The organism is Actinokineospora inagensis DSM 44258 (assembly GCF_000482865.1).
Classification (GTDB): Bacteria; Actinomycetota; Actinomycetes; order Mycobacteriales; family Pseudonocardiaceae; genus Actinokineospora; species Actinokineospora inagensis.
In genome coordinates, this window is sequence record NZ_AXWW01000013.1 from 166803 (window position 1) to 178789 (window position 11987).

10 protein-coding genes and 1 tRNA gene are annotated in these 11987 nt (G+C 70.2%); 9 read left to right on the forward strand and 2 right to left on the reverse strand.

Annotated features, from left to right (window positions below):
* Window positions 1–53 precede the first annotated feature (53 nt).
* A complete protein-coding gene (locus H504_RS0104745; RefSeq protein ID WP_157440199.1) occupies window positions 54–863 on the reverse strand; it encodes a hypothetical protein in 810 nt (269 codons plus the stop codon).
* Window positions 864–903: 40 nt separating this feature from the next.
* Between H504_RS0104745 and msrA the strand changes: the two genes are divergently transcribed.
* Entirely contained in the window at window positions 904–1572 is a 669-nt protein-coding gene (gene msrA, locus H504_RS0104750; RefSeq protein WP_026421852.1) for a peptide-methionine (S)-S-oxide reductase MsrA, read from the forward strand.
* Window positions 1573–1883: 311 nt separating this feature from the next.
* Here the strand turns inward: msrA and H504_RS0104755 are convergent.
* Window positions 1884–1956 (reverse strand) — tRNA-Gly (locus H504_RS0104755).
* A gap of 243 nt (window positions 1957–2199) precedes the next feature.
* Between H504_RS0104755 and H504_RS42845 the strand changes: the two genes are divergently transcribed.
* From H504_RS42845 to H504_RS0104795, 8 genes are all read left to right on the forward strand, one after another.
* The gene (locus tag H504_RS42845; protein WP_084467381.1) at window positions 2200–3771 is read left to right on the forward strand and encodes a sigma factor; all 1572 of its coding nucleotides are present in this window, start codon (window positions 2200–2202) and stop codon (window positions 3769–3771) included.
* Between the two features lie 158 nt (window positions 3772–3929).
* On the forward strand, window positions 3930–4367 hold the full coding sequence (locus tag H504_RS0104765) for a hypothetical protein (RefSeq protein WP_026421853.1): 438 nt from the start codon (window positions 3930–3932) through the stop codon (window positions 4365–4367).
* Between the two features lie 68 nt (window positions 4368–4435).
* Entirely contained in the window at window positions 4436–5299 is an 864-nt protein-coding gene (locus H504_RS0104770; protein ID WP_026421854.1) for an Fpg/Nei family DNA glycosylase, read from the forward strand.
* A 61-nt stretch (window positions 5300–5360) separates the two neighbouring features.
* Complete coding sequence (locus tag H504_RS33260; RefSeq protein ID WP_425394035.1) at window positions 5361–6623, forward strand: histidine kinase; 1263 nt, start codon at window positions 5361–5363, stop codon at window positions 6621–6623.
* A gap of 49 nt (window positions 6624–6672) precedes the next feature.
* The gene (locus tag H504_RS0104780; protein ID WP_026421855.1) at window positions 6673–7536 is read left to right on the forward strand and encodes a S49 family peptidase; all 864 of its coding nucleotides are present in this window, start codon (window positions 6673–6675) and stop codon (window positions 7534–7536) included.
* 1114 nt (window positions 7537–8650) lie between these two features.
* The gene (locus H504_RS0104785; RefSeq protein WP_026421856.1) at window positions 8651–9460 is read left to right on the forward strand and encodes a LytR/AlgR family response regulator transcription factor; all 810 of its coding nucleotides are present in this window, start codon (window positions 8651–8653) and stop codon (window positions 9458–9460) included.
* Window positions 9457–9852, forward strand: coding sequence for a DUF485 domain-containing protein (locus H504_RS33265; protein ID WP_035303286.1), 396 nt, complete (start codon window positions 9457–9459; stop codon window positions 9850–9852). Before H504_RS0104785 ends, H504_RS33265 begins: the two co-directional genes overlap by 4 nt.
* Before the next feature lie 21 nt (window positions 9853–9873).
* Window positions 9874–11664: a sodium/solute symporter gene (locus tag H504_RS0104795; protein ID WP_026421857.1), complete on the forward strand. Its 1791-nt coding sequence runs from the start codon at window positions 9874–9876 to the stop codon at window positions 11662–11664.
* Window positions 11665–11987: the final 323 nt, after the last annotated feature.

The window sequence follows — 11987 nt, forward strand, 5'->3', positions numbered from 1 at the left end:
GGTAAGGAAGACCGCGCCTGCCCACGTACCCTACCCAATGTGACTTGGGGGGTTCAGCCGGCAGGCAGCGCCGCCTCGGTCTTGGCCAGCACGGTGTCGAGGTAGGCCCGCAAGTCCTTGTCCACCTTCGTCGACTCGACGGTGACCAGGACCGTCCAGTTGCCCGACTGGTAGATCGCCCGCAGGTACTGCACGCCGCCCCGGCCGGTGCGGACCAGTTGCACGTCGTTCGGCGCGCTCTCGGTCAGCCAGCCCTCGTCGATCGCGTACCGCAGCGCGTCCACCGCCCGGTCGGGTCCGCCGCCGTTGTCCAGGGCGTTGACGGTGAGTGACCGCGGCCCGTCCGTCGAGGCCGCGTTCACCAGCCCGGTGCTGCCTTTGGCGGAGAGATCCGAGCCGTAGAGGTCGAGCTGCACGCCCACCGTCACCGGTAAAACCGTCGGCGGTGACCACACCGTGCCCGGTAACGCCGGGAACTGCTTCGCCAACTTCTCCGCCGCGGTGGCCTCTGCCTGCGGCTTCTCCTCGGCCTTGTCACCGCTGAACAACCAGACTCCCGCGCCCACCGCGGCCGCGACCACCACAACCCCCACCGCGATCACGCCGATCCGCCGTTTGGGTTGTTCGGTGAACACCGCCTCGCCGTCCGTCTGCGGCTGGTCCACCTGCGTTCGCCGCTGCTGCCCCGCCGTGCGCTGCGGCAGGAACGCCGATGACGTGGTCCGCCGGTTCGTCCCGGACGCCGCCTCGGCCAGCGCCTCGTCCCGCAACCGCCGGTGCTCGGCGATGTCGATGTCGCCCGCCGCGAGCTGTTCGTCCAGGTCGCGGATGTTGTCCTGCCACTGCATGCGTTGGTCTTCCACTCGGCTCGATCCTGCCCGGCCCGGTCTCTACAGTGGGGTCATGACGCTGTTCAGGCGGGACAAGACTCGCATTGTCGCAGCCGACGAGGCGCTGCCGGGCCGCCAAGAGCCCATGGTGGTCCCCGCGGCGCACGCCGTGTACCCCGACCGCCCCATCGCACCCCCCTTCCCGCCGGGCCTGCGGACCGCGGTCTTCGCCATGGGTTGCTTCTGGGGCCCCGAACGGGTCTTCTGGCAACTCCCCGGCGTCTACACCACCGCCGTCGGCTACACGGGCGGCCACACCCCCAACCCGACGTACGAAGAGGTCTGCTCAGGCCAGACCGCCCACACCGAGGCCGTCCTCATCGTCTTCGACCCCACCAAGACCACCTACGAGGCCCTCCTCAAGGTCTTCTGGGAAGGCCACGACCCCACCCAGGGCCTCCGCCAGGGCAACGACCTCGGCAGCCAGTACCGCTCCGCCCTGTACTACGCCGACGAGGCCCAGCACACCGCCATCACCTCGTCGCTGGCCGCGTACCAGGCCGCCCTCACCGCCTCCGGCCACGGCCACATCACCACCGAGGTGGCCCCCACCACGCCCTTCTACTACGCCGAGCCCTACCACCAGCAGTACCTCAGCCCCGCCAAAAACCCCAACGGCTACTGCGGCATGGGCGGCACCGGCATCACCTGCCCCATCGGCCTCGGCGTCCCCGGTAACTGACCTCGTCGCTGAGCGCCCCGCTCAGCTTGTCTCGCAGTTCCGGGTCTCGACAGACTCCAGGCGCTCGATCGCCGTGATCAGCCGCCGCGCGTGATCACGACCTCTTCGCGGTCGTTGACCGCGAAACCTCCACCCCTGTGACCTACCCCGACCCCCGCACCCGCTGGGTCTACTGTCCCACTCCAGCCCACCCACGGCGGGGGTCCGGGGGCCTGCCTCCCGGGGCGGGGTGTGGGGGCTCCGCCCCCACACAAGCGTGGCCGAGCAAGAAAAGGCGAATGCTCCCCATGAGCATTCGCCTGCCACTTGCGAGCGGATGACGAGACTCGAACTCGCGACCCTCACCTTGGCAAGGTGATGCGCTACCAACTGCGCTACATCCGCTTACCGGCTCTTGCCGATGTGGGGGAACTATAGCTTAGGCTCGCCCAGCGCTGTGCGGGTGGGGGTCTGACTCCCGCCTCCCTACGTGAGAGGGGTGCCGTTGGGCCGGTCGGGTCGCTCTGGGCGGGCTAGTACGGATGATGGGGTCCTCTTAACGTTATTCACGTTTATCGACCGCCGGTCATTCGGGTGTGGCATCTTGTTCTCCACTGTCTCGTCGGCCAGGAGGAGGTACCGGGCCGGATGACCGGGATTCACCGGCCTGCGGGCGGGCGTCGGGTTGGCGACGACGCGGACGAGGATTTGGTTCTGCTGCGGCGGTTGCGTGCTGGGGATGACGCCGCGTTCGGGGAGTTGTTCGCGCGGCATTCGGATGCGGTGCGCCGGTTGGCCCTGGGGTTGGTGGCCGATCGGGCCGAGGCCGAGGATTTGGCCGCCGAGGCGTTTTTCCGGGTTTTGCAGGCGGTTCGCCGGGGTTCCGGGCCGGTGGACAACGTGCGCGGGTACCTGTTGATCGTGACGCGGCGGGTGGCTTGGGAGTGGAGCGCGCGCAGGCGGGACGTGCCGGTCAGCGATGAGGAGCTCAGCCACCGGGTGGGGGCCGGTCCGGACGACACGGGTGTGTCGACCGAACGGACGTTGATCACGCGGGCGTTCACGAGTTTGCCGGAGCGTTGGCGGAGTGTGTTGTGGAAGGTGGAGGTCGAGGGGGAGCGGCCCGCTGTTGTCGCGGGCAATTTCGGCTTGAGTCCGAATGCGACGGCGGCGTTGGCGCGGCGGGCGCGGCAGGGTTTGCGTGCGGCGTACTTGCAGGCGCATTTGACTGTGGACCGCGGTTCCACCGGGTGTCGTTCGGTTCTCGAGAAGCTTGGCGCGTACACGGCTGGGAGCATCAAGGGCACGGAGCGGCGTAAGGTGCGCGCGCACTTGGCCACGTGTTCTTCGTGTACCGCCATGCAGGCCGAGTTGCAGGATGTTTGTTCCGGTCTTCGCGCGCACGCCGCGTTCATCGCGGCGCCGTTGGCGGGGTTCGCGTTGTGGCAGCAGGTGGGGCTCGCGTCCTCTTCGGTTTCGACGGGCGCCGTTGTCCTGAAGGGCTTGTTGTCCAGCGCGAAGATCCAGGTGACGTTGGCGGCGACCTCGGCGGCCGCGGTCGGGGTGTTCGGGTTGGCCCTGGTGCCGTGGGGGGCCAGTGGTGACCAGCACGCGTTCGCCGAGTTCGACGGCGCGGGTCCCACGGAGTTGCTGGTCGTCCCGCAGCCGTCCGACGCGGCCGTGGTGGATCCGGCGCCGTCGGGTTCGGTGACGCCGCCGTCGGTGCCGCGGCGCACGTCGGCGCCGACGTCCCAGCCGAGCGCGCCGAAGCAGCCGGAGGTCCGGACCACGCCGCAGGCCCCCGCGGCCCAGCAGACGACGCGGGCGGCCAGCGAGGTGGTGCGGGTGCCGGTGCAGCAGCAGCGGCAGCAGCCGCCCGCGAACCAGCAGGCGGAGCAGCCGCAGCAGCAGCACCGCCCGGTCGGGCAGCAGCGGTCGAACAGCCTGGCGCCGCAGCGGGTGCCCACGTTCGACGAGTCGCTGCCGATCGTCTACACCTCGACCACCACCACCTACCAGCACAGTTGGTCGTCGTACGACGGGTACGAGGTGATCACCGAGACCACGGTCACCACCAAGGTCAACTCGGCCGGGCAGACGACGGCGGTGACCAAGCAGGCCGAGTACACCCGGCCGCGCAGGCCGGGGTCGTGGCGGGGCGGGGCCTGGGGTGGCTCCGTGTCGACGCTCACCGTGACGAGTGGTCGCCACCCCCGATAGTTGATCAACTCGGCTCGGCGGTGCCACAATCGGCCCGCACTGCTGGTCGGGCATTTCACCCGTTGGTCGCAGCGGGGAGGCGGTAACGTTGTCTCCTGGTGCTGTCAGACCCACGGTGTGTGCCCTGCGGGGCCGCGCCAGCGGCCGGAGGGCGGGAGATGACGCGTCAGGTCCGCGACGTGAACGGTCGGCTCTGGACCGTGCACGGCAGCCTCGAGTGGCGTACCCCGGCCACCGAGGACGATTTCGAGCACGACGTGGCGGCGGGCTATGTGCCCGGCGTGGTGATGCTGTCGCTGGTCGTGGTGTTGGTGATCGCCCTGGTGGCGTGGATGCCCGCCGACGTGTACGTCCCCATCTGGTTACTCCTGCTGCTCATCCTGGCGATGTTGTTCTTCCCGGCCCGGTGGATCGTGCGCAGGCCGTGGCGGCTGCTCGCGGAGACCGGCGACGACGGCGAGGGCGAGCCCACCGAGCGGTGGGTCGGCACGATCCGGGGCTACTTCAGCGCGCGCAACGAGCTGGCCCGGGTCGCCAAGGAGATCAGCCAGGACACCCAGCCGAGCTACGAGGGCATCCTCAAACCGGTCACCTGAGCGCGCACAACCGGTGACGCCGGGTCGCGGGGCATGACAGCGCGGCCCGGCTCGGCGAGACTGGTCGCGTGCCGGAACTCCCCGAGGTCGAGGCCCTGGCCCACCACCTGCGCGAACACGCCGTCGGGCGCACCGTGGCGCGGGTCGACGTCGCCTCGCTGAGCGTGCTCAAGACCGCCAGCCCGCCGTGGACGGCGCTGCACGGTCGGCCGGTGACGGGCGCGTCCCGGTACGGCAAGTACCTGGACCTGGACGCCGACGGCCTGCACCTGGTCACGCACCTGGCGCGGGCGGGCTGGCTGCGCTGGGCGGACACGATGTCGGCCACGCCGCCCAAGCCGGGCAAGGGCCCGCTGGCGCTGCGCGTGCACCTGGGTCCGCCGGGTCAGGGCCCAGGGTTCGACCTGACCGAGGCGGGCACCAAGAAGGGCCTGGCCGTGTGGATCGTCGAGGACCCGGCCCAGATCGAGCAGATCGCCACCCTCGGCCCGGACGCCCTCGACCTGACCCGCGACGAGTTCGGCGCCCTGCTCGGCGCGCGGACCGAGCGGCTGAAAACGATCCTGACCAGCCAGAAGGTCATCGCGGGCATCGGCAACGCCTACTCCGACGAGATCATGCACGTGGCGAAGCTCTCCCCCTACGCCACACCTGCGCGGCTGCCGGGGGAGTCGGTGGACCGGCTCTACGAGGCGACCCGCACCGTGCTGACCGACGCGGTGGCCCGGTCGGTCGGCCAGGACGCGGCCCGGTTGAAGGGCGAGAAGCGCTCTGGTCTGCGGGTACACGCGCGTACCGGCCTGCCGTGCCCGGTGTGCGGGGACACGGTGCGCGAGGTGGCGTTCCACGACAAGTCGTTCCAGTACTGCCCGACCTGCCAGACCGGCGGCAAGCCGCTGGCCGACCGGCGGATGTCCCGGCTGCTCAAATGATCAGCCGAGTACCTTGGGGGCGTCCTTGTCACGCCAGTCGGGGGAACGGGAGCATGTGCGGGTGGGCCAGTTCCTGACCGAGCGGGCGTTCGTCGGTGTCGTCGCCACGCTGATCGTGCTCGGCCTGTTCGTGTTCCTGTGCAGGCCACGCAAGTCCGGGACCGTGCACGACGCGGTGTTGGACACGGTGCAGCGGTTGTCGAAGGCGGCGCCGGAGCTGCGCAACGGGCTGACCGAGCACGCCGCCGACCAGGCGACCACGCACCTGCGGGAGATGCTCAAGTGCGTCGCGGTCGGCCTGTCCGACCGGGAGGGCAGGCTGCTGTCCTGGGACGGGTCGGCCAACGAGCACTACGCCGACCTCGAGGAGCTGATCTTCGAGACGGTCCGCGAGGGGCACCGGGCGCACGTGCAGCACGAGAACCTGCAGTGCCGCAGGCGGGGCAGTTGCCCGATGCGCACCGCGGTGATCGTGCCGCTGCTGGTCGACGGGCAGGTCGAGGGCGCGCTGGTGGTCGTCGGCGGGGTGGACAGCAAGCGGATGATCCGCGCCGCCGACGAGGTGGCCCGGTTCCTGACCATCCAGTTGGAGCTGGCGAAGCTCGACGAGTCGAAGCAGCAGTTGGCGCAGGCGGAGCTGCGGGCGCTGCGGGCGCAGATCTCGCCGCACTTCATCTACAACACGCTGAACACGATCTCGTCGCTGATCCGCACCGACCCCGAGCAGTCCCGGGAGCTGCTGCAGGACTTCGCGGCGTTCACCCGGTACTCCTTCCGGTCCAACGGGATGTACGCGACGCTGGCCGACGAGCTGGGCAACATCGACCGGTACCTGACCATCGAGTGCGCCCGCTACGGCGACCGGCTCAGCGTCCGGCTGCGGATCGCCCCCGAGGTCCAGGGCGTGGTCGTGCCGTTCCTGGTGCTGCAGCCGCTGGTGGAGAACGCGGTGCGGCACGGCATCGCGAAGAAGCCCGGTGGCGGCACGGTCAGCGTGTTCGCCCACGACAACGGGCACGAGGCGCTGATCATCGTCGAGGACGACGGCGTCGGCATGGACGCCGACCGGCTGTTCGAGGACCTGCGCGACGCGCACAAGTCCGGCTCGCACGTGGGGGTCGGCAACATCAACCACCGGATGCGGCAGACCTTCGGCGAGGAGTACGCGCTGATGGTGGAGACCGCGCCGGGGGCGGGCATGAAGATCACCCTGCGGGTGCCGAAGTACTTCCCCGGCGTCCGCCCCGACCTGCCCAACTACGGCAACGACGCGGACGACCGCGAGGAGGCGGAGAGCCCGAACGGGCACCTCCCGCCGCCGTGACCGCCCGTCGAACGCCGTTCTCAGCTGTTCGGACGTAGGGTTGCGCGGTATGAGCGTCACCGAGAAGCTGGCCAAGCTGCCCCGGATCGGCGACCGCGGCGACCGGGCACCGGTGGTCGCGGTGGTCCGGCTGCACGGGGTGATCACCCCGACGCCGACCCCGATCACCCGCGGCGCGATCAACATCAGCACCGTCGAGTCGGCGCTGACCCGCGCCTTCGACCACGACCGGCTGGTGGCCGTCGCGCTGGCGGTGAACTCGCCCGGTGGCGCGCCGACCCAGTCGGCCCTGGTCACCGAGCGGATCCGCGAGCTGGCGGCGAAGAAGGGCGTGCCGGTCCTGGCGTTCTGCGAGGACGTCGCCGCCTCCGGTGGCTACCTGCTGGCGTGCGCGGGCGACGAGATCTACGCGCACTCGTCGTCGATGATCGGCTCGATCGGCGTCGTGTCCTCCGGTTTCGGCCTGGTCGGCCTGATGGAACGCTTCGGCGTCGAACGGCGGCTGCACACGGCCGGCACCCGCAAGGCGCGACTCGACCCGTTCCAGCCGGAGAAGCCCGAAGACGTCGACTGGCTCACCGACCACCTCGGTGAACTGCACGAGCAGTTCGCAGGCTGGGTCCGCGACCGCCGCGGCGACCGCCTCCGCGGCGAGGACACCGACCTGTTCTCCGGCGAGGTCTGGACCGGCGCCCGCGCGCTCGACCTCGGCCTGGTCGACGGCCTCGGCACCCTCCGCTCGGTCATCGCCGACCGCTTCCCCCAGGCCGAGATCGCCGTCGCCGAACCCAAGCGGCCGCTGCTGGCCAGGCTCGGTCTCGCGGGCGGCCCCGGTCTGTCCACATCGGACCGCGTGCTGGCCGCCGTACAGGCGTTGGAGAACCGCGCCACCTGGTCCAGGTTCGGCCTCTAACCACTGGCCCGCTTCTTCGGTGTTCGGTTCGGGTCGCGGGGTCCTGGTTCGGCTGGTAGCTGCGCCGCGCTCTTGGGCCCCGCACCTCGCCCGTCTCCCGTCCAGGGTTCGAGTCGGTCCCCGCCTCCTGGACGTCTTCTGCTGAGGCTCCGCGGGCCGGCCGCGTGCTCCAGGTCCAGCCTGTGTCCCACCCCCCAGACCTGTCTGGCCCAGGTCTCGCTCAAGCGTCACCCGTTCAACGTTGTGCGCGCCGGGTCACCTGGCTTGGGTCTCGCCCGAGCGTCCCTTGCCCAGCCTTTCGCGCGCCGGACCCCGCCTGCCCGGGTCTCGCCTGAGCGTCCTCTGCCCAACTTGTGTGCGCCGGGCCGCCTGGCCGGGTCTTGCCCGAGCGTTTCCTGTCCAACCTCGTGCGCCGGGCCGCCTGGCTGGGTCTCGCCTGAGCGTTCGCTGCTCAACGTTGTGCGTGCCCGACCGCCTGGCTGGGTCTCGCCCGAGCGTTCCTTGCTCAGCCTTTCGCGCGCCGGACCACCTGGCTAGGTCTCGCCTGAGCGTTCCCTGTCCAACTTGTGTGTGCTGGGCCGCCTGCCCAGGTTTCGCCCCAGCGTCCCCGGCCCGACCTTGTACGCGCCCCAACCACCTGGCCCAGACCCGTTTCGCTCAACCGCATCTCCCCACCGTGCCGGGACCCACACCGCCCGACCCCGGAGTTATCCACATCCACCCCCACCATCAACAGCCAACAAGCACGCCTTTCCCGCCACCACCACCCCCGGTAGACTGGCCTCGGGGACGCCCCCCGGGACAGGGTGGGGGCTGGGGCGCGGTCGGTGGGGTCGGGCTGGCAGGCGTGAGCTGGGGATTTCCGCACTCGGTGCCGCCGGACGTGCCGTAGGAGTGCGACACGTGGCTCGAAACCGCAAACAGCCGTTCCGCTCGGCGGCGCGATCTGACCTGCGCGGATCGGCTCTGGTGGGAAGGGTCGCGCCCGGGGGCGATGTCGCTGGGGGGAGTGTTAGTTTGACGCCCTGTCACAATCGTGCGGACTGCTTCACCGGTGTCCGGGTCGACCGCCCGTAGACATCTGCCCTGATCGATCGGCAAGATTGCGTTCACCGTGAGTACAGCGAACAACAGCCCTGGCCTCGTCGTCCTCGCCGTTGACGACGAGAAGGCCGGCATGGACGTGCTGGTCGAGCGGCTCAACGGCAACCGGCATGTCCGGCGGGTCATCACGGCCTTCGACGCGACGGAGGCGTTGCTGCAGTTGGCGGGGGACGACCCGGAGTTGGCGTCCCGCAAGGAGCAGGGGCTGTCGGTGGTGGACGCGGTGTTCGCCGACCTGGACATGCCGGGGCTCACCGGGATGGAGTTGGCGAAGGTGCTGGCCGGGTTCAAACCGGCGCCGGTGCTGGTGTTCGTCACCGCGCACAGCCACGAGGCGGTGGCGGCGTTCGAGTTGGGCGCGGTCGACTACCTGTTGAAGCCCGCCGAGCAGCCGCGGCTGGACAAGGCGATGGAGCGGGTGCTGGCCAAGATCCACCAGAACGGCGGCGGTCCGCAGGCGGCGGTGCCCGAGCAGCGCGACGACGAGGTCATCCCGGTCGAGTTGGCGGGGACCACCAAGCTCGTGTCGCGGGCGTCGGTGCGGTGGGTGGAGGCGCAGGGCGACTACGCCCGGCTGTACACCTCGGACGGGTCGCACCTGGTCCGGATCCCGCTCGCCCAGTTGGAGGAGCGCTGGGAGAAGGCCGGGTTCGTGCGCATCCACCGCTCGTACCTGGTGCCGATCTCGCTGATCACCGAGCTGCGGATGGGCGGCTCGGGGTATTCGGTGGTGATCGGCCACGAGGAGAAGGTGCTGCCGGTCAGCCGCAGGCACACCCGGGAGCTGAAGGACCGCTTGGTCCGCGGCGGCGGCGCGTGAACCGGCCGTACGGTCCCGGCGAGCCGCCACCGCACCGGCCGCGCCGCAAGAAGGTGATCCTGGCCGATTCGCGGGCCCCGGTCACCGTGCTGCGCACCGTGGTCGAGTTGGAGGAGCAGACGAGCTGGGCCGAGGAGGTCGTGCGCGCGTTCATCCGCACCCAGTTCCGCGCGTCGCTGCGGTTGGCGTTGTTCGCGGTCGGCGTGTTCGGGGCGCTGCCGTTGGCGTTCTACCTGTTCCCGGAGTTGAGCGACATCGAGTTGGCCGGGGTGTCGCTGCCGTGGCTGCTGCTCGGGGTGTTGCCGTTCCCCCTGTTGTTCGGCATCGGGTACTGGTACAACGTGGTGGCCGAGAGCAATGAACGCGACTTCGTGGACATGGTCGAGAAGTAGCGCTGTCGCGGGTGGGATGAGTTGGAACTGAACCTGTGGGCCGTGGTCGCGATCGGGCTGGTCGGTCTCGCCACGTTCTACCTGGGGTTTCGCAGCTCCCGGTTGGCCAGCACGACCCAGGACTTCCTGGTCGCGCGCCGCACCGTGCGGTCCCGCCGCAACGCGGCCGCCGTGTCGGGGGAGTACCTGTCGGCGGCGTCGTTCCTCGGTGTCGCCGGTCTGGTGCTCAAGGACGGCGCCGACGCGCTGTGGTACCCGATCGGTTTCACCGCGGGCTACTTGGCGTTGATGCTGTTCGTCGCCGCGCCCCTGCGCCGCTCGGGCGCCTACACGCTGCCCGATTTCTGCGAGGCCCGGCTCGGTTCGACGGGGCTGCGCCGCCTGTCGACCGCGTTCGTCGTGTTCATCGGCATCCTGTACCTGGTGCCGCAGTTCCAGGGCGCCGGGTTGACGGTGCGGCAGATCCTGCCGTCGGTGCCCAGTTGGGTCGGCGCGGCGGTGGTCGCGATCCTGGTGATCGTCAACGTGTTCGGCGGCGGGATGCGCGCGGTCACCGTGGTCCAGGCGTTCCAGTACTGGTTGAAGCTGTTCGCCATCGCCGCACCCACCTTCGTGTTGTGCGTCCTGTTCTTCTCCGACGGCGGTGTCGCGGGCCTGGGCGCGACCGGCCTGTCGGAGCCATTACCGCCGCGCTTCACCCAGGACACCGTGATCAACGCCGACACCGACGTCACCCTCCAGGTCAAGGACGGCGAGATCCTCTGGGTCAGCGGCCGCGTCGACGGCGCGCCCGCGGAGGGGCCGGTCTACTGGGGCCCGGGTGACCACACCGTCGACGAGGGCACCGAGTTGCGGTTCACCGCGGGCACCGGCACCCCGGTGGTGCGCCCCGCCAAGTTGGACAACGCCTCCTGGCTCCGACCGGTCAGCGGCACCGGCGACCTGTTCACCACGTACTCGCTGATCATCGCCCTGTTCCTGGGCACCATGGGCCTGCCGCACGTGCTGGTCCGCTTCTACACCAACCCGGACGGCAAGGCCGCCCGCCGCACCACCCTGCACGTCCTGCTGCTGCTGGGCCTGTTCTACGTCTTCCCCATCCTCATCGGCGCCCTTTCCCGCATCTACGCCCCGGAGCTCCTGGCCACCGGCCGCACCGACGCCGCCGTCCTGGCCCTCCCGATGAAGATCGCCCCCAACACCCTCGGCGAGATCCTCGGCGCCATCACCGCCGCCGGCGCTTTCGCCGCCTTCCTGTCGACCTCATCGGGCCTGGTCGTCAGCGTCGCCGGTGTCCTGTCCACCGACGTGCTCAAGGGCCGCATCCGCGACTTCCGCTTCGGCACCGCCGTCGCCGGAAGCGTCCCGTTGGCCTTGGCCCTGGTCCTGCGCCCCAGCGACATCTCGCTGAGCGTCGGCATGACCTTCGCCCTCGCCGCCTCCACCTTCTGCCCCGTCCTCCTCCTCGGCATCTGGTGGCGCAAAATCACCTGGGTCGGCGCCGCCGCAGGCATGGTCATCGGCGGCGGCCTGGTCCTCACCTCGATCGTCCTGGTGACAGTCAGCGGCTACACCGGCGGCTGGGCACCCACCTTCCTGCAGCAACCCGCCCTCGCCACCGTCCCCATCTCGTTCCTGGTGGTCATGCTCACCAGCAAAGCCACCCAAAGCCGCATCCCCCCCGACACCAACCGAATCCGCCTCCGCATGCACGCCCCCGACCGCCTCGGCTTCATCCGCGACCGCGACATCGCCCGCTTCGGCACCGCCGAAGAACGCACCCGCCTCGCCAACGGCCGCCACCGCCGCTAACCCCCACCGCCCCGCCTCCCGCCCCACCCCCCACTCTCTGCCGCGCACCCGCACCAACCACCCGTGTGAGAACGCCCCACCCGACACCCGGCACTCGCACCGCGCCCCTCGAAACCCACCTCCCATCGACGAAGCTCCACTCTCGCACCGCACACCAAAACCCCACACCTCATCGACGAAGCTCCACTCTCGCACCGCACACCAAGAAAACCCACGCAAATCGGCGAAGCGCCACACCCAACACCGCGCGCCCAAAAACCCACGCCTGATCGACGAAGTCCACCAACCTGCGCCGCGCGCCTCGGGACCCGCCGACACCAACC